The sequence below is a fragment of the Thermococcus sp. ES12 genome, assembly GCF_012027515.1.
In the GTDB taxonomy this organism is placed as follows: domain Archaea; phylum Methanobacteriota_B; class Thermococci; order Thermococcales; family Thermococcaceae; genus Thermococcus; species Thermococcus barossii.
In genome coordinates this window covers 461,369-477,498 of record NZ_SNUP01000001.1, presented here as the reverse complement: position 1 = coordinate 477,498, position 16,130 = coordinate 461,369, and the positions used below count along the sequence as shown (strand labels likewise).

The following is a 16,130-nucleotide window of genomic DNA, read 5'->3' as shown; positions in this document are numbered from 1 at the left end:
GATTATGGAATTCGAGAAGAAGCTCCAGAGGATCAGGAAGGTCCAAGAAAAGCTGGCGTCTAGGATAGAGGAGAGACCGCTCGGGCAGGAAAGTGTAAAAACAATCGCGGCGGTCGATGTCTCTTACCGGGAAGAGACCGCAAGAACTGCCTTCGTCCTCTGCTCCTACCCGGACTGCGAGGTCATGAGGACGAAGGTCGTAGAGACCGAGGTTCAGTTCCCTTATATACCCACATTCTTTTTTCTGAGGGAGACCCGGCCTATCCTGCTGGCCCTGAGGGGGGAAGAATTCGACCTCCTGCTCGTGGAGGGTCACGGGAAAGCGCATCCCAGGGGCTATGGACTGGCCTCTCACATCGGTTTGCTCCTCGGAAGGCCCGTGATAGGGGTCGCCAAGAGGCCCCTGAGGGGAGTCCCGGAAAAAGACTTCAGGAAGGTGGGAAAAGCTTATGTAAGCGTCGGCCATTTAATCGACTTGGACTCTGCGGTGAGGCTCATCGAGCCCCTGCTTGAGAGAGGCTATCCAAAGCCACTCAGGCTCGCCGACAGGCTATCGAAGAGGGGAGGCTCATGAAGAGGATAGAGATGCTCATACTGCTGGCCAGAAAGGGAGCCATTGGAAAGAAGATAAAAATTACCCTCAGGGAACTCGCCAGCGAGCTGGGAACCTCTCCCCAGTCCGTTCTCAGGCTCCTTGAGGAGATGGAGGAAGAGGGGCTCGTGGACAAGGAGGTGGTGGGAAGAAAAACGTACGTGGAAATCAGCCATGAGGGTCTGACTTTCCTTGAAAATCTGTGTGAAGCCATTTCAGAGGCCCTCTACAACGGGATAATAATAGGCGAGGTCATCTCCGGAATAGGGGAGGGCGCGTACTACGTCAGGCAATATGCCCACCTAATTAGAGAATACCTAGGATTTGAACCGTATCCCGGAACTCTCAACATCAGGGTGCTGTTTCCAAAGACCGTGTTCGATGCACTCTGTGGTGTCAGGCCGGTTATCCTTCCAGGATTCGTGAAGGAGGGAAGAACCTTCGGTGACGTCAAGGCCTACCGCGTTCAGATAGGGGACGTCGAGGGGGCGATAGTGATACCGTCGCGGACGGTTCATCCACCCAAGATAGCAGAGATAGTTGCCCCAGTCTGTCTGAGGGATGTCCTCAGCCTGAGGGACGGTGACAGGATAACGGTGAGGGTCGTGAAAGGATGAACTGGAAGTCCATACTAACATGGGCCGGTGTTGGTTCTTTCCTCGGGTTCATAATGGCAGTTGCCATGTACTCTCCCATGGGGAACGAAAACTTCGTGTACCTGATATACGCGGGTATGTTGCTCGGTGCCCTCATTGGAGCGAGGTACCCCATCGAGAGCAGGGCATCGGCGTACGCCTTTCCGCTGGGTTTTGCCGCCACGTCTCTCCTCGCCGGTCTGTGGATGGTGAAGCCCGTTGCATCCCGGGACATTTACGCGTTCCTTGCCATTGTAATTGTGACTATGATGTTCGTCGGAGCCAGCGGCTTCTTCGACATGTTCCTCGTGCCCGTGACCTACTTCGGAGGCTTTGCCGTTGCCATGCTGGTCTTTAAGGGCTATCAGCCACTCCAGGGGACCGAAGGAGCCGTTGTGGGTCTTTTTACGATTGGAGTCATGGGAGCCATACTCGCGTTCTTCGCGGTCTTTGGAAGGTGGGCCTTCAACATGGCCAGAAACATTCCACGGAGGTAACGTTTAAATACGTTCACCGATAACCTAATCCGGTGATTAAAATGGTGATGCGCCTCTCAAGGCTCTACGGGAAGCAGATATACAACACCAAGGGCTACTACATTGGGTACGTTGACGAGATACTGATTGAAATTGACAGGGGACAAGCTAGAATACTCGCTCTGGGCCTCCCGGGGGAGAAAGTGGGCGTTCCCTACGACAGGGTCACCGCGATTGGGGACATAATACTTGTAAAGGCAAAAGAGGAGTAATCAGCCCTCTTTAACTTTTAGCGCGTCCAGGAACTTTTCTGTTATGGCCTCTTCCGCCAGTCTGAGGAGAGAGTTCTTGTCCTTTGCGAGCTTGAATATTCCAAGCGGGATTCTGGCACCACCTGACTGCGCGTGTCCTCCGCCGCTACCTATGTCTCCAAAGGCCTCCCTGAGAACGGTTCCGATGTTGACCCGTACATCGCGGGTTCTCGCAGATATCTCTATTCTGTCGTCAACGATTCCAAACACCAGAACCGTCGTTATACCCTCCAGACGGAGGAGAAAGTCGGCAGACTCCGCTATGGCGTCGCGGTTGGTGATGAAACCGACGTTGCTGATGACGACGTTCTTGTATATGCGGCGGTTCATTATGGCCTTGGCGAGTATTTCAGCCGTTTCGGTGCTTATGTCGGGATGCTCTATTTTGTCAAGGAGCTCGTAGTCAACCTTACCCGCGAGAAATTCGATGGCCTTGAGGTCAACGTGGCTCAGCTTGGAGAACTTCTTGGTGTCTATGTATATGCCGTAGAAAAGGGCCGTTCCGAGAACCGGTGAGACCGATATATTGAGGGTGCGGAGGTATTCGGCCAGTATGGCGGAGGAGGAATTTACCTCGGGTCTAATATCGAGGAAAGCATCATCGGGGAGGAGTTCCTGAAGGTGCTGGAGTATCTGGTGGTGGTCTATGAGTATCTTTATCTTCTCGTAGTCGCTACTCTCCAGTACCGTTAGGTTGCCGTTTGGCTGGCAGTCAACGAGTGCTATAACTGGATAGCGCTTGAGTTCGTAGGAACCGCGAGAAATCTTCCTTATGTCAACGCCCAGAAGGTTGACAAATGCTCTGTTCTCGTGGTGGGTTATCTCCCCGCCGTAGACGATTTGGGTCTTGAAGCCAAGTGTCTGGGCAATGACGCTGAGCGCTGTCGCGCTGGCTATGGCATCCGGATCAGGGTTATCGTGCATGACTATGAGGATTGAATCGTTTTTGGACTTGAGCTCCTTGAGTTTCCTCACGAGAAGGTTTGCGTTCTTCTTTTCGCCAAGCATCATAACTGTTTTAACCATTGCATCTTTGAGGGCACTCCTTGGGGAAATCGCGTAGTCAACTTTGACCTCCGCCTCGAACTCCTCGTTTATCTGTGAGACAAGTTCATCAAGGTTGACCTCATCGGGAAGAACAGTTAGTATGGGAACCTCCTTGTTGTTGGTTCTTATGACGTAAACGGTCTTCTTTATGGTGTCAACGTTCATTGTGGTGATTATAACGAGTTCGGCCTTGTCTATACCCGCCTTCAGCAGTGTCGCGGTGTATGAAAAATCGCCCTGAACGACCTGGAAACCGCTATCCTCAAGGGCCTTTGCACGGAGTTGATCCTTCTCAATGATTATAACCTCAAACTCTCCTTTGAGGGACTCCGCTATCGAGCGGCCGATTGCGCCACCTCCAAGTATCAGCACCCGCATGTTTCTCACCTTTTTGCACAATAATGTTTAAATACAAGCGCCAATATACTAAGACGGTGAACTCCTTTCGGGATTTCTTTGATGGAGGGATATATATAGCTAATGGTGATGACTATGCAGTTGCCGGACAAGCAGCCGCTCATGGAGAACGTGGTAGTGACCTCGGCGGGGGAGCTGAAGAACCTCGTTGAAAAGGGTCTCTCGAAGGGCAACGGAGCGTTTCTAAAGATATTTGCCAAGGACTCGAGCGGTAAGTACTACCTTACCATACTCCTCGACAGGTCCAAGATTCTGGCCGCGGAATGTCTCCTCGTGGACAAGAAGCAGAACCTCAGCGGGGAAGAGGCAATCAGCGTGTTGAAGTCACTCATTGGTAAACCCATGGTCGTTGACGTGTATGACCTCGATGAGCTGGAAATCAAACTCTCCATAGCGGATAACGTTGATGTTTACGTTCAGACTCCGAAGACATCACTCGCAGAGTTCTTTGAAACGGGGGAGGAAGGACCACCGACAAAGACTGAGGAAATGAAGGCAACGGCAACCGCGACGGTGACCAAAAGTGAAATCCCAGCAACACTTCCAGTAGTCGAAAAGGTAAAGGCCGAAGAGAGGGCCGAGGAAGCTGCCGAGAAAAAACAAGAGATTGTACCTGAGGAGCCAAAACCAGCTCCGATGCCCACGGAGGAGAAGAAAGCAGCCCCCGCCGGAAAGCCCGAGGTTGTGGTTAACCTGAGTGGAGGAAGTGTTCCTGAGAGGGCCTTCCAGCTCTACGCAGAAGACCTGCTCAAGGAGGCCAAGAGGATCAGGGGATTGAGAATCAACAGAATTGAGTTCGATGCCAACGTCGGTGAAGGGGTGGCTTACCTCAACGTCCGCATCTACGGGAACTCCGATGGAAGCGCAAGGGATATAGAAATAGCAGAGAAGAGGATGCTCCACGCGGTCAGCAAGTACGCTCCGGTTCTCCTGAGGGAGGCGGAGGTTAAACCGATAGTCAAGGACGTAAGTGTTGTTATAGATGGTCAGGAAGTGAAGCCCCAGGAGATCGTTGACAAGGACAAAAAGAAGACGGGTAACGTTACAAAAGACGGGAGAATAAGCCTCGCGGTTCTTGAGGATGTATGGCCCTACTTCAGTGCATACGCCAGAACGGTCATCACGGAAATAGAGAGTGCTGGAATCCGGGTCAAAAAGGCCTATTTTGATGTGAAGGGGCGGAGGGAGTTCGAGATAAACCTATCGATGGTCGCTGAGGCTGGAATGGCCAAGGAAGCCGTTGAGAGAATAGCCAGGGACGTTCTCACCCGGCACGCCAGGGAGCTCGGAAGGTCCCTCAAGCGCTACATAACGGTGCACAACATTGACGTTGAGGTTCTCACTCCTGCAGTCACATCCAAGGCCGCTCGGGAGACTACGGTAGTGACCTCGAGCAAAGCCGCGGAGGTTCTAGCAAAGAAGGAGCTCCTCGAAAAAGAGGTCGAGCAGCTTCTAAAGCAGGCGGGAATAGACGAACTGGCACCATTCACCGAGGAGAAGAAAAAAGAAGCCGAGGAGACTATGCTTAAGGGGCGCATCGAGCCCGCCATTGAGACCTTAAAGACTAGGATACACGCGGAGATGAAACTGATTCCGAGGGTTACCTTCAAGTGGCTCAAGCTGAACCACGAGATTAAGGATTCAACGATTCAGCTCGATATCGAAGCCAGCTTCCTGAGGGAGGAGACAGGAGGCCTCTTCGGTTCGTTCTCGGGGGTCTCGGACAGCAAAATCAAAAAAGACATCGAAGACGCCATAAGACGTATCCTGAGGGAAGTCTCAAAGGAGTACAGCATAAGGATAGAGCTGAGGAGGCTCAACATTATCATCCGCTGATTTCTTTTTATCCATCAGCACTCAAGATCGTCATCATCCTGACGTCAGTTCTGCCGAGGTCATCACACATTTGGCTTTGTGTCCGAGGATTTATAACCCTGCCCCTCAGCCCCGTGGAGCGACGAGCGGCATGATGTTCTGATGCTTGGTATCGTATCTGTAAGCCTTGGGCTCGAACTTGGCCAGAGGGGACTTAAGAACGTACATCTGCTCGGAGATACCGTAATCCCCCTTCTTACTGGAGAACTCAAGTACGTAATCGCTGAACTCGATATTCCAGGAGAGAAATCCTTTTGAAACTCTATCTGCCCCAAGGAGATATAGCGAGAACAGATGCCTGCCGTTTATGATACGGTTGGAAAGGAGACGCTTGGTGAGCTTTATGCTTCTCTCCTCCCCGATTTCGAATGCCATTCCATCGAGCGAGAACACGAAATCAACGACCTCCGTCTTGTCGGTTTTTCTGAATATTCCGCGGTATATCTGCTCAAGCTTTGGAATGTAGGTCTCCGGGTTGAAGCCCTCTATCCGATAAACGTAATCCTCGGGGTGATGGAAGCCGTACCTCGACCCAAACACATCGATTATGACGAGGTTTCCTTTCTCACCTTCCTTCTCAACATCCAGACCCGCGGAGTTGGCGCGCAAAATCAGCCTTGGAAGGGGAAGGTTGTAGTTTATGATAATCCCCAGAGCCCCGTTTGATATCTGATGCTTCAGTATCTCAAAGGGCAATGCCCAGCCTAACGAAAAAGAGTCATATATTACCAGCAAGCTGGAGTTCTTCACGATTCCACCGCCAACGGCAGCGTCTATGTAGTCTATTCCGGACGTTACCACCCTCATGTGTTCCACGCTACCTCATTTGTACGTTTGGGTATATAACGTTTTTGCTCTTCAACAACAAAATTGTTCTAATCGAACAAAAATTACAAATTCGGGAAAAGTTTATTAGGAGGACAACGAAAAAAGAACGGGAGGAGACGCCATGAATCCTGAAAACGTGCTCAAAATGGTTATAACCTCCAGCGTGCGTCATAAAGTGCTGCTCGCCCTTTCAGATGGCCCAAAAACCCTCGGCGAGATTCACAGCCAAGTGGGATCAACCAAATCCACCATATCACACGCCCTCAGTGATCTTATGGATGAGATGCTCATAATCCAAGACCCTGAGACTAAACAGTACCAGCTCACCAACATAGGATACCTCATCTCCCTCCAGGTAAAGAATATAATGGGGGCCCTTGAGAGCATCAGAAAATTTGAGGAATTCTGGCTCTCTCACGATTTGAGTGGCATTCCGGAAGAACTTCTGCTGAGGATAGGCGATCTTAGGGATTCGGAACTCCATACCACAACGCCGGAGTACTTGAAGCTGCCCCATGAAATTTATATGGAGCTCATAAGAACGTCCAAATGGATTAAGGGAGTCTCTCCGATACTGTTTGCCGATTATCCTGAGGAATTCCTAGAGCTGGCGTTTGGGGAGGATGTGGACATTGAGATAATAACGACCAGAACCGTTTACGAGAAGCTAATCGAGCTGTCTCCCCCTGAGGCCGTCGAAAAGGTCCGGAACCTTCCGAATGTCAGGCTATACGTTATAGATGAGAACCCGAAGGTTGCTTTCACCGTGACCAATAACTTCCTGTCCTTAGGCCTGTTCCTCCCCAACGGAACCTACGACATGATGAACGACCTGATAAGCACCACCGAGCGGGCCAAGAAATGGGGGATAGAGCTCTTCGAGTATTATAGAAGGAGGGCAGAGAGGGTTATCTGACCGGTTTAATCACAGATTAATGAAGGGTATGAGGCTTTCCTTCGATTATACCCGATGCTCTCAGGGGAGCGCTGTTAGCTCAGGATTTGGGTTAGTTTTGGGTCTGCTCAATTTTCTCATCTCCACATCGATATTTCTCGCCGCGAGCGGTGTGTTTAAACTTTACCTCTCATTCTTGTTATACGGGGTATCCCCTCGATGGAACCTCTTGGTCGCCACGTTCCTCTTGGTATTCAGCGTCTACGGCATCAACAAGCTTACCGACATCAAGGAGGACGAGGTCAACAACCCGGAAAGGGTTGGCTATGTAAAGAGGGTCGCCAAGGCGCTTAAATACGCAGTGGTTGTGTCCCTCGTTCTGGCCGTTATATTGAGCGCACTTACGAGCCCATTGGCCGTTCTGGTAGTTCTGTTCCCTATAGTTGCAGGTGCCCTCTACAGCATCAGGCTACTCCCAGGCTATCCGCGGCTCAAAGATATCACCGGTGTCAAAAACCTGATAATAGCCATTACTTGGGCGAACGGAACCGCGTTCCTTCCTTATCTGGTTGCCAGCGAAGTGCCACTTCGGAAGGTCGCCCTCATCTACTACTTTTTCTTCATGAAGAGTATGATAAACACGATGCTCTTCGACGTCAGGGACATCGAGGGGGACAGGATAAACGGCATACAGACTATTCCCGTGAAGCTGGGTCTGGAGAGAAGCAGAGCCCTTCTGCTCCTGCTGAACTCAACGTTCATACCCTGGCTCGTGGTGGCGCACAGCCTTGGATACTTTGGAGAGTACCTGCCAGTGCTGGTCTTTGCTATTATGAACGGCTATGCTTACATCCTGTATTTCACCCGCAGGAACTACCGTCCCGGTAAGATTCTCGATGTATGGGTCGACGGGGAGTGGTTCTACACCCTTCCTTTGGCCATGGCCATATGAGTTCTTCGTCCACCATCGAAACGCTAAGTTTTTAAGCTAAACGTCAGCGGTTCTTACATGGACAGCCTGATCCTCGGAGTTCTGGCGGCCTTAGCATCGGCCTTCTCATGGGCGGCATCCACAATACTGATAAAAGCTGGTATGAGGCACAAAAGCCCCGTTGCGGCCAATATATTCCGGCTCTACGCAGTCTCGGTCATGTTCATCGCCATCTTCCTGGCCAACGGCACCTTTTCGAAGGTTGCCGAGCTGTCCCCGAAGCTCCTCGCGGTGGCCTTCGTCTCCGGAGCCTTTGGCTTCGTTATCGGCGATTACTTCTACCTGAACGCCCTCAAGATTATGGGCGTTTCACGGACGGTTCCAATAACCTCCACGTATCCACTCTGGGCCATACTGTGGGCGTTTCTTTTCCTGGGCCGAAGAATAAGTCTCCAGGTGATAATCGGAGCGGTTCTCGTCGTCACGGCGATAGTCGTTGTCCGCCGGGCCGAGGAGGAAGAGAGAATTGACCCAAGGGGTTTTGTATTCGCGCTCCTCGCCCCCCTCTCATGGAGCTTTGCGATACTCACCATGGACTGGCTAACCGGCTACGTGGATGTGCTCACACTCGCAGGGATAAGGATGATGTTCGCGGCTCTGGCGGTTTCCCTTTTCCTGCCGAGATACGCCGGTGAGCTGAGGAGGATAACACTAAGGGAGGCGCTCCTCCTGATAGGGGCCGCTGCCACGGGGCTGCTCCTTGGACAGTACCTCTTCGTCTACTCGATAAACCAGGTAGGGTCCCAGATAGCCGCCCCGGTATCGGCGGTGAACCCAATAATTGCCTCCGCCCTGGCGATATTAATCCTCAAGGAACCGCCCAACAGGAAGATACTCGAAGGCCTCGTCCTTGCGATCCTTGGGGTGATACTCATCTCGACGGCATGAGGCTCAGGTTTTTAAGTTCTCACCCGGATATTTAATCGCCGACAGTGAGGGGACAGTAGTCTCCTCATGGGCTCGGTTTACCCGCCTCCGCGAGGCATCGGGTTCCGTGAGCGGAGTGTGCTCACGCCGAGCCCACAGGGCCGGGGGCATCCACCCGCGCGAGCGAATGAACGCGGGCCTCTGTACCCGGCCCACACTTCGACGCCCTTCTGAGGAAGGCTTATAACTTCCAGGACTGAAGTAAATAACCGGTGGTTATGTATGGTGATAATTCCCCGCCCCATAGATCCCAAGGATATAAGGCGAATCCGAAAGGAACTCGACATAACCCAGGAGGAACTTGCGAAAAAGGCTGGGGTGACACAGGCCTACATCGCCAAACTTGAGGCGGGGAAGGTTGACCCCAGGCTTTCAACCTTTAACCGGATTCTGCAGGCCCTGCTGGAATGCAAGAAGGCACAGCTCAAGGCAAAAGACGTCATGTCATCCCCTGTTATTTCGGTCAAACCCTACGAAATTGTCGAAAACGTCATCAAGATAATGAACGAGCACAACATCTCCCAGATTCCTGTTATAGCTGGCAACAAGGTGGTGGGGTCGGTTACCGAGAAGACCCTTGTAAGACAGAGCTTAGAGTACGAGGACATCTACGACCGAAAGGTCATGGAGGTCATGGAGGAGCCGTTTCCAATAGTTAACGAGGACGAAGACTTGGAGGTTGTCAAGTACCTGCTTGAGGAACATCCGGCGGTTCTCGTTCAAGATAGAGAGGGAAAGGTAAAGGGCATCATAACAAGGGTGGACATATTCAGAATCGGAAGGGAAAAGGAGTAATGTTCTTTCCACCATTTTCCAATTTTGGAAACGTTTTTATCGTACGTCACCACAGTATTCTTAAGGGGTAGAAGTACGCGGGGGAATAGCCGATGAAGAGAGAGTCAATCACATTAATTGTTTTAGTTATCCTTTTCTCCCACCACGTCAGCGCCGCAAGTATAGCCGTAGATGTTTCACACGATGAGGGAACGGTCGCACTTGTCTCGCCCATAGTTGACCCAACAACCGGTCGAATCGTTGCGGAGGGCATTATACCTACCCTGTCATGGTACGAGTGGGGTTACATAGGATACAGCCCAGAGCTGAGGAAAGCAAAGGTAACCCATCTTGGAAGCACCGTCACTTACGATGCTCTGGAAAACGTTGACGTCTTGATAATTGGACAGCTATGGAAGGGTCTCTCACAGGAAGAAATTGCCGCCATCGTAAAGTGGTTTTCAGAGGGGGGAAAGGTTCTCTGGGTTTCCGGCGACTGCGACAGAAAGGAGAGCGCCTACGTACAGCGCAATGCCAACGAACTCCTCTCAGCAATACCGGGAGCAAAGCTCAGAATTGACTACGCTACTGCAAAGGACACCTTCAGCAACGCGGGAAAGAGTGCCTACGTTTCAGGCTTTGTGAGGGTTGACCTAGAAACCCCGAACGCGAATGTCCTCAACAGAGGGTACCAGGGTGAGATTGGCAAGGTCCTGTTCCATGAACCGGGAATCCTAGCGTGGATAGACGATGGGGGCAAATGGCATCCCCTCGTGGCTGGAGAGATCCCTGAGGGCGTCTACAGAATAGTCACCACCAGCGGCAATGGAGTGATAGAGGACGACTACCCTCCCGAGGCAAGGGCATACAAGGCATGGGAGCAGGGACTGTTCACGCTCCTTGCGGCCGAGTTTGTAAAGCTTCCCAACGGCGCGGAGAGCCTTCTTATAGTCAGCGCCGAAAGCCCATATGGAAGTCCGGTTCCAATATGGATTAACAGGTACGGCAGCTACCTCTTCGACGGCCAGCAGTTCGTTACGAACCTGCTCCAGTGGGCGACTATGGAGGCCGCCAAAATGAAGCCCGCTGTGGAAACAACGACTACAACTACAACCCAAAAAACGAGAACGACAACCACCACAACCAGAACTACCTCGAGCACCGTATCTACCACAACAACGACCACCGTGCAGGAAAGTACAAGCGGTGAGGTCACCACGACAACCCAAACCTCCGGAGGAGCGCCTCTCTGGATCATAGGAGTCATCGTTGTCCTGCTCATTGGAACAGCAGCCCTGATGTTTCTCCTCATAAAGAGGCCTTGAGCATTCTCTTTTTTCTACCTGGCAAAAATATCCAACAACTTTATATACCCCCAGCCAAATCAGTGATGGACAAATAATCCAGGTGATGTCCATGAAAAAGACCGCCCTCCTGCTCATGCTCCTGATGCTGGGAGCGGTCGTCGCGGCAGGATGTATCGCTGGAAATGCCACCACGACCACAAACAGTGAAACTCCCGGTGAGAGCACCTCACAGTCCACCATCACGACTTCAAGCACTCCCGAGCCGGAAACGACGCCCTCCGTGGAAAGCCACTACCCCGTAACCATAACCGACTTTGCCAACAGAACAGTCACGATAGAATCCGAACCCAAACGCGTCGTCACCATCGCCCCGAGCATAACCGAGGATCTTTACTACCTCGGTCTCTTTGACAGAATAGTGGGAGTCACCGACTTCGATGACTTTCCGCCGGGAGTTGCGAACGTTACCCGTGTTGGCGGCTACGGAAAGTACGCAAACCTGGAGGTGATCGCTTCCCTCCAGCCGGACCTCATACTCGCCGACAGCTTTTCAATGGCAATCCTCGGCGATCTTGAAAAGATAGCCCCAGTTATAGTCGTTGACCCCCACAGCATAAGCGACATTCCCAGGGCCCTTGAGCTCCTAGGAGAGGTTTTCAACACCGAGGGAGAAGCCAAAAAGGCCACGGCTGAGTTTCAGGAGAGGATAAAGGCAGTAAGCTCTATGGTGTCTGGAGAGCCCAGGGTTGGTGTTTTTTACGTGGTCTGGAACAATCCGCTCATGACGGCCGGAGGCGGAACCTTCATCAGCGACGTCATTGAACTGGCAGGTGGTAAAAACATCTTCAATGACACCAAAGGATGGCCGGCGGTGAGCCCTGAGCAGGTGCTGGAACGCGATCCGGATGTGATACTGCTCACCCCCCACTGCGGTATGAGCGTTCAGGACGTTTACAACGGCCCCTTGGCGAATACAAAGGCCGCCAGGGATGGCAGGGTTTATATGATTGAGAACGAGAACGACCTGATACACCCAAGTCCCCGCGTTGTTAAAGGGCTTGAGACTGTGGCAAAGCTCCTCCACCCCAATGCATTCAGGGTGAGCTATCCCATCACCGTCACCGACTTTGCCGGGAGGGAGGTTACCATTCAAAGCGAGCCCCGGAGGATAGTCTCACTCGCGCCCAGCATAACGGAGAGCCTGTTCTACATAGGCGCCGGAAGCAAGGTCGTCGGAGTGACCGACTACGACGACTTCCCGCCCGCTGTGAAGAACATAACCAGCGTTGGCGGCTACGGAAAGTACGCAAACCTGGAGGTAATCGCTTCCCTCCAGCCAGACCTCATACTCGCCGACAGCTTTTCCGAAGACATCCTCAGCAGCCTGGAGAAGATAGCCCCCGTCATCATAGTGGATCCCAAGAACATCACAGATATCTACAGTGCCATCGAACTTCTGGGCAGGGTGACGAACCGCGAGGAGGGGGCCAAGTCCGTAGTAGCCGAGATGAAGGCCAAGGTGAGCTACGTTTCCTCCATGGTCGCCGGGCAGCCAAAGGTCAGGACGTTCTTCATCCTCAGCTACTACAACGGCTACTGGACGGCCGGTGCGGGCACCTTTGTGGACGACCTCATAAAGCTCGCGGGCGGTGAGAACGTATTCGGCGATGTAAGCGGATGGGGAGCGGCAAGCGAGGAACAGATAATCGCCAGGAACCCGGATGTTATTATAATCTCCCCGAATGCAGGGGTAAATCCAGAGGATCTCTGCTCAGGCCCACTGTCAGAGGTCGATGCCGTCAAGAACGGGCGTGTTTACGTCCTCAGCGATGAAAACCTCGTGGTCAGACCGGGACCGAGGATAGTCCACGGCCTTGAGGAGATAGCCGAATACCTGCATCCGGACGTCTTCAACTACCAACCCCAGCCCCTCGCGTGCAACGCCACGGCCTCTGCCGGAGGCTGATACCTTTCAATTTCCGGGCAATCGTTAAAAAGCCCCTTTCCAATTTTTCCTGGTGGGAATATGAAGCGGAAGACGTTCTACCGAATCCTGCTCGTCGTGGTCATCATTCTAACGGTCATCTACACTCTCGGGATAATGGGTCTCGTACCCTTTCAGTGGAGCTACTACATAACGATCTTCATGATAGTCCTGTTCTTGGCCCTTCGGATAGGAAGGAGGGCCTCGGGTCAGTAGAGGGCCTTTATCCTCCTCACGGAAAGGGTGATAAAAATCAGGGCCGTCAGGAGGAGGGTCAGAAAGGCGTACAGAGGTGCCACGATGTCGTAGTAGTACAGCATCGAATACCTGAGCCCCTCAACCGAGTACGTCATGGGCGTTAAGAGACCGACAACGACGAACCACTTCGGAAAGAGTGTTAGCGATGCCAGCGCTCCGCTCGTGAATATCATCGGGAGTCTGAGCAGGTTGAGCCACGTCATAACGTTTATCGGGTTCTCAACGGTGAGGGACACGTAGACACCAAAGGAAGAGAAGGCCACGTTGGCCAGGATTAGAAAGATGGCAGTCAGCGGCCAGTTCCACACGGGATACACCATAAAGTACCTCACAAGGAGAAGGGTTACGAGGCTCACCATGAGGCCAAAGAGTGAGCCAACGAGAACCTTGGCGACCACTATTTCCCCGTATCTTATGGGCGCAAGGAGGAGGCGTTCGAACGTTTTCAGCCGCCTTTCAAAAATCAGAGACGAAGAGACGAATGAGGTCGTGGCGAAGAGGGACGAGATGCTGACCAGGCCAGGGGCAAGGTGGTCAACGTCTCCGAAGCGGACGATGAAAGCCAAGGTGAATACCAGGGGAAATATAAGTCCCCAGCTGATTGAGCCCGGCTTCAGGAGGTATTCCCTGAGCTCCTTGTTAACTATGACGAGAACCTTTTTCATATCGGACACCCTCCGCAGGTCGCCGGACAGACTCTCTCCTCGTTGTCATCCGTAAGCTCAAGAAAGACCTCCTCTATGCTCGGGAGCTCCGTGGAGAGATGCCTCACAGCGAATCCAACCTCTTCCTTGATCCTCAAGAAGTCCTCCAGAAACCCGTCGGGGTCATCAACGGTCACCACTATAGAATCCTCGTCAAATACAGGATTGTAAGGCTCCAGGAACTTCAAAAGTCTGTTGCTGATGGGCTCTACCTTGAGCCGAATCCTAACCCCAGCCCCCACGAGCCTTCTCAGTTCACTTCTCTTTCCAATGGTGACGATTTTTCCCCGGTTGATTATTGCTATCCTGTGGGGCAGTCTCTCTGCCTCGGCCATGTTGTGGGTCGTCAGGAAAATCGTCTTTCCCATTTTGTTGAGTGCCAGTATCATCTCCCTGACGAGCTTGGCGGATTGAACATCCAGGGCCACGGTGGGTTCATCCATAAAGAGCACTGGAGGTTCGTGGATGAGTGCCGCCGCGATAGTTGCCCTTCTCCTGTAGCCCGAGCTGAGCTTTCCAAACTTTTTCTTCGAAGGAAGGTTGAAGTCCCTTATCAGGCGGGAGACGTTTTCCATCGGGGCATCGTAGAGCCTCGCAAGGAAGCGGAGGTTCTCCTCAACCGTCAGCTCATCGTACAGGTTTGAGACGTCGGGGACAACTCCTATGCTGCGCTTAACGTACAGTCGCTGGGTCTTAACGTCATATCCGTTTACATAGGCTTCGCCCGCCGTTATGGGGGTCAGCGTTGAGAGCATCCTTACGGTGGTTGTTTTTCCCGCACCGTTGGGGCCCAAGAAACCAAATATCTCCCCCTTCTTGACCTCAAAGCTTATCCCATCGACGGCAGTGAAGTCACCGTACCTCTTTGTAAGTCCCTTTGCCTCTATAACCCGCCTCACTCTCTCATCTCCCTCCACAGGAGTGCGAGCACCAGCAGTATGAATGCACCCAGTCCAGCCGCCACCAAGGGACTTCCGAGCTCCCTTCTGGGCGGCACCTCAGGGGCAGTACTGGATTCATGCTCCCCAAGACTCATAAAGTCAACGTTTGCCTCACAGATGTCCTTGCCGTGGAACCTGCGTGAAAGGGCCAAGTACCTCGCCCCAGGAGATATCGCTACCTTCTCAACGGTCTCGTTGGGGGAGTAATCCCAGAGGACCGTCCCGTTTGGAGCAACGAGAACCGCTTCGTCGCCGCCGGTAGCCAGGGTGTAACCTTCAGCGGTCGCCACGTCGGTGACGAGAAGGTAGAAGGGTACGGAATACACCACGTTCCCTTCTCTGTCGAGGAGAATGACCTCATTGAGGCTGCCCCCCAGCGCTATTCCCTTCCCATCGAACTCCATATCCCGGATGAGGCCATCGAAAGTCTTCTCCCAGAGCTCTTTCCCGTTCCAGTTGAAGGCGTAGACGGAACTCCATGTCTCATCCGGAGAAACCGCCAGGGCAACGGCCATTTCCCCGTCCCCTGCAACTTTTTTCACTTCCCCGGGAAGGGTAAGGTTGAAAATGGGGTTTCCATCGTCCCCAAAGGCAACGAATCTACCCTCATCACCGCCAACCAGGATTCTGTCACCAACAAGGACTACACTCCAGAGGTAAGAGCCTATGCTCCTCTTCCACACGGGTTTCATGTCTTTGAAGAAGTACACGAAACCATCAACGTTTCCAGCCACAGCCTTCCTTCCATCCCGCGAAGTGTCCACACTGTAAACGACGTTTTCGGTCTTGTATTCCCTCAAAAGCCTTCCACCAGAGTCAAAAAACTGAACCCAGTTGCCGTCGGTTCCAACGATGACGGTTCCGTTCCCGCTAACGGCAATCGAATACGCAAAGCCCCTCACAGGGGCCTTGAACTCCCTGCTCCCGTTGGGGTTGAGGAGTATGGCATCGTAGCCGAAACCAAGGGCCAGGTCCCCCCTATCGTTAAAGGCCATGGAGAACACTATGCACTCGTCGTGGTACGTCCACTCCCAGTTGGGCTGGGCACTTACGAGGGTCAACGTGAGGAGAATCAGGATGAAAGGTAACGGCCACCTCATTTTTCCACCCCTTGGGGGTCGCCCTTGGGCTTTAAATCGTTAGTGGTTCATCGCTCTAACGGTGTGGA

Annotated in this window: 17 protein-coding genes; 12 read left to right on the top strand and 5 right to left on the bottom strand. The window is 52.7% G+C overall.

Annotated elements, in window-relative coordinates; genetic code table 11:
• The first annotated feature begins 4 nt into the window (after positions 1-4).
• From E3E37_RS02655 to E3E37_RS02640, 4 genes are read left to right on the top strand one after another with little or no spacing between them, the layout of a single operon-like run.
• Positions 5-574 (top strand): endonuclease V, encoded by a 570-nt coding sequence (locus E3E37_RS02655; protein ID WP_167715323.1) that lies wholly within the window; start codon positions 5-7, stop codon positions 572-574.
• Positions 571-1,209 (top strand): DUF120 domain-containing protein, encoded by a 639-nt coding sequence (locus E3E37_RS02650; RefSeq protein WP_088864498.1) that lies wholly within the window; start codon positions 571-573, stop codon positions 1,207-1,209. The genes E3E37_RS02655 and E3E37_RS02650 overlap by 4 nt, the downstream gene beginning before the upstream one ends.
• A complete protein-coding gene (locus E3E37_RS02645) occupies positions 1,206-1,724 on the top strand; it encodes a hypothetical protein (protein ID WP_167714630.1) in 519 nt (172 codons plus the stop codon). The genes E3E37_RS02650 and E3E37_RS02645 overlap by 4 nt, the downstream gene beginning before the upstream one ends.
• 41 nt (positions 1,725-1,765) lie before the next feature.
• Positions 1,766-1,975: a PRC-barrel domain-containing protein gene (locus E3E37_RS02640; RefSeq protein WP_088864496.1), complete on the top strand. Its 210-nt coding sequence runs from the start codon at positions 1,766-1,768 to the stop codon at positions 1,973-1,975.
• Here E3E37_RS02640 and E3E37_RS02635 read toward each other — a convergent pair whose 3' ends face one another.
• Positions 1,976-3,439 carry a DHH family phosphoesterase gene (locus E3E37_RS02635; RefSeq protein ID WP_088864495.1) on the bottom strand — a complete coding sequence of 488 codons (1,464 nt, stop codon included), beginning with the start codon at positions 3,437-3,439 and terminating at the stop codon, positions 1,976-1,978.
• 114 nt (positions 3,440-3,553) lie between these two features.
• Here E3E37_RS02635 and E3E37_RS02630 point away from each other — a divergent pair, with 114 nt between their 5' ends.
• On the top strand, positions 3,554-5,314 hold the full coding sequence (locus E3E37_RS02630; protein ID WP_167715322.1) for a hypothetical protein: 1,761 nt from the start codon (positions 3,554-3,556) through the stop codon (positions 5,312-5,314).
• 105 nt (positions 5,315-5,419) lie between these two features.
• Here the strand turns inward: E3E37_RS02630 and E3E37_RS02625 are convergent, their stop codons facing one another.
• Positions 5,420-6,169: a hypothetical protein gene (locus E3E37_RS02625; protein ID WP_167714628.1), complete on the bottom strand. Its 750-nt coding sequence runs from the start codon at positions 6,167-6,169 to the stop codon at positions 5,420-5,422.
• Positions 6,170-6,302: 133 nt separating this feature from the next.
• On the opposite strand from E3E37_RS02625, the gene E3E37_RS02620 reads away from it, so the two are divergent.
• The 7 genes from E3E37_RS02620 to E3E37_RS02590 all read left to right on the top strand — a co-directional run bounded on the left by E3E37_RS02620 (position 6,303) and on the right by E3E37_RS02590 (position 13,275).
• Entirely contained in the window at positions 6,303-7,097 is a 795-nt protein-coding gene (locus E3E37_RS02620; protein ID WP_167714626.1) for a winged helix-turn-helix domain-containing protein, read from the top strand.
• A 19-nt stretch (positions 7,098-7,116) separates the two neighbouring features.
• Positions 7,117-8,028, top strand: a complete 912-nt coding sequence (locus E3E37_RS02615) for a UbiA family prenyltransferase (RefSeq protein WP_371731666.1) — start codon at positions 7,117-7,119, stop codon at positions 8,026-8,028.
• Positions 8,029-8,085: 57 nt separating this feature from the next.
• The gene (locus E3E37_RS02610; protein ID WP_167714622.1) at positions 8,086-8,955 is read left to right on the top strand and encodes a DMT family transporter; all 870 of its coding nucleotides are present in this window, start codon (positions 8,086-8,088) and stop codon (positions 8,953-8,955) included.
• Positions 8,956-9,216: 261 nt separating this feature from the next.
• Positions 9,217-9,789, top strand: a complete 573-nt coding sequence (locus tag E3E37_RS02605) for a CBS domain-containing protein (protein WP_088864489.1) — start codon at positions 9,217-9,219, stop codon at positions 9,787-9,789.
• A 92-nt stretch (positions 9,790-9,881) separates the two neighbouring features.
• A complete protein-coding gene (locus tag E3E37_RS02600) occupies positions 9,882-11,093 on the top strand; it encodes a hypothetical protein (RefSeq protein WP_167714620.1) in 1,212 nt (403 codons plus the stop codon).
• 91 nt (positions 11,094-11,184) lie between these two features.
• Positions 11,185-13,041 carry an ABC transporter substrate-binding protein gene (locus E3E37_RS02595; protein ID WP_167715320.1) on the top strand — a complete coding sequence of 619 codons (1,857 nt, stop codon included), beginning with the start codon at positions 11,185-11,187 and terminating at the stop codon, positions 13,039-13,041.
• A gap of 60 nt (positions 13,042-13,101) precedes the next feature.
• Positions 13,102-13,275 carry a hypothetical protein gene (locus tag E3E37_RS02590; protein ID WP_167714619.1) on the top strand — a complete coding sequence of 58 codons (174 nt, stop codon included), beginning with the start codon at positions 13,102-13,104 and terminating at the stop codon, positions 13,273-13,275.
• Here E3E37_RS02590 and E3E37_RS02585 read toward each other — a convergent pair.
• From E3E37_RS02585 to E3E37_RS02575, 3 genes are read right to left on the bottom strand one after another with little or no spacing between them, the layout of a single operon-like run.
• The gene (locus tag E3E37_RS02585) at positions 13,269-13,982 is read right to left on the bottom strand and encodes an ABC transporter permease (protein ID WP_088864486.1); all 714 of its coding nucleotides are present in this window, start codon (positions 13,980-13,982) and stop codon (positions 13,269-13,271) included. The genes E3E37_RS02590 and E3E37_RS02585 overlap by 7 nt on opposite strands.
• Complete coding sequence (locus E3E37_RS02580; protein ID WP_088864485.1) at positions 13,979-14,920, bottom strand: ABC transporter ATP-binding protein; 942 nt, start codon at positions 14,918-14,920, stop codon at positions 13,979-13,981. Before E3E37_RS02580 ends, E3E37_RS02585 begins: the two co-directional genes overlap by 4 nt.
• Entirely contained in the window at positions 14,917-16,062 is a 1,146-nt protein-coding gene (locus E3E37_RS02575) for a PQQ-binding-like beta-propeller repeat protein (protein ID WP_167714617.1), read from the bottom strand. The genes E3E37_RS02580 and E3E37_RS02575 overlap by 4 nt, the downstream gene beginning before the upstream one ends.
• Between the last annotated feature and the right edge of the window lie 68 nt (positions 16,063-16,130).

Coding starts and splice junctions, on each gene's coding strand:
- E3E37_RS02655 (WP_167715323.1), top strand. CDS start 5: ATGGAATTCGAGAAGAAGCTCCAGAGGATCAGGAAGGTCCAAGAAAAG.
- E3E37_RS02650 (WP_088864498.1), top strand. CDS start 571: ATGAAGAGGATAGAGATGCTCATACTGCTGGCCAGAAAGGGAGCCATT.
- E3E37_RS02645 (WP_167714630.1), top strand. CDS start 1,206: ATGAACTGGAAGTCCATACTAACATGGGCCGGTGTTGGTTCTTTCCTC.
- E3E37_RS02640 (WP_088864496.1), top strand. CDS start 1,766: ATGGTGATGCGCCTCTCAAGGCTCTACGGGAAGCAGATATACAACACC.
- E3E37_RS02635 (WP_088864495.1), bottom strand. CDS start 3,439: ATGCGGGTGCTGATACTTGGAGGTGGCGCAATCGGCCGCTCGATAGCG.
- E3E37_RS02630 (WP_167715322.1), top strand. CDS start 3,554: ATGCAGTTGCCGGACAAGCAGCCGCTCATGGAGAACGTGGTAGTGACC.
- E3E37_RS02620 (WP_167714626.1), top strand. CDS start 6,303: ATGAATCCTGAAAACGTGCTCAAAATGGTTATAACCTCCAGCGTGCGT.
- E3E37_RS02615 (WP_371731666.1), top strand. CDS start 7,117: ATGAAGGGTATGAGGCTTTCCTTCGATTATACCCGATGCTCTCAGGGG.
- E3E37_RS02610 (WP_167714622.1), top strand. CDS start 8,086: ATGGACAGCCTGATCCTCGGAGTTCTGGCGGCCTTAGCATCGGCCTTC.
- E3E37_RS02605 (WP_088864489.1), top strand. CDS start 9,217: ATGGTGATAATTCCCCGCCCCATAGATCCCAAGGATATAAGGCGAATC.
- E3E37_RS02600 (WP_167714620.1), top strand. CDS start 9,882: ATGAAGAGAGAGTCAATCACATTAATTGTTTTAGTTATCCTTTTCTCC.
- E3E37_RS02595 (WP_167715320.1), top strand. CDS start 11,185: ATGAAAAAGACCGCCCTCCTGCTCATGCTCCTGATGCTGGGAGCGGTC.
- E3E37_RS02590 (WP_167714619.1), top strand. CDS start 13,102: ATGAAGCGGAAGACGTTCTACCGAATCCTGCTCGTCGTGGTCATCATT.
- E3E37_RS02585 (WP_088864486.1), bottom strand. CDS start 13,982: ATGAAAAAGGTTCTCGTCATAGTTAACAAGGAGCTCAGGGAATACCTC.
- E3E37_RS02575 (WP_167714617.1), bottom strand. CDS start 16,062: ATGAGGTGGCCGTTACCTTTCATCCTGATTCTCCTCACGTTGACCCTC.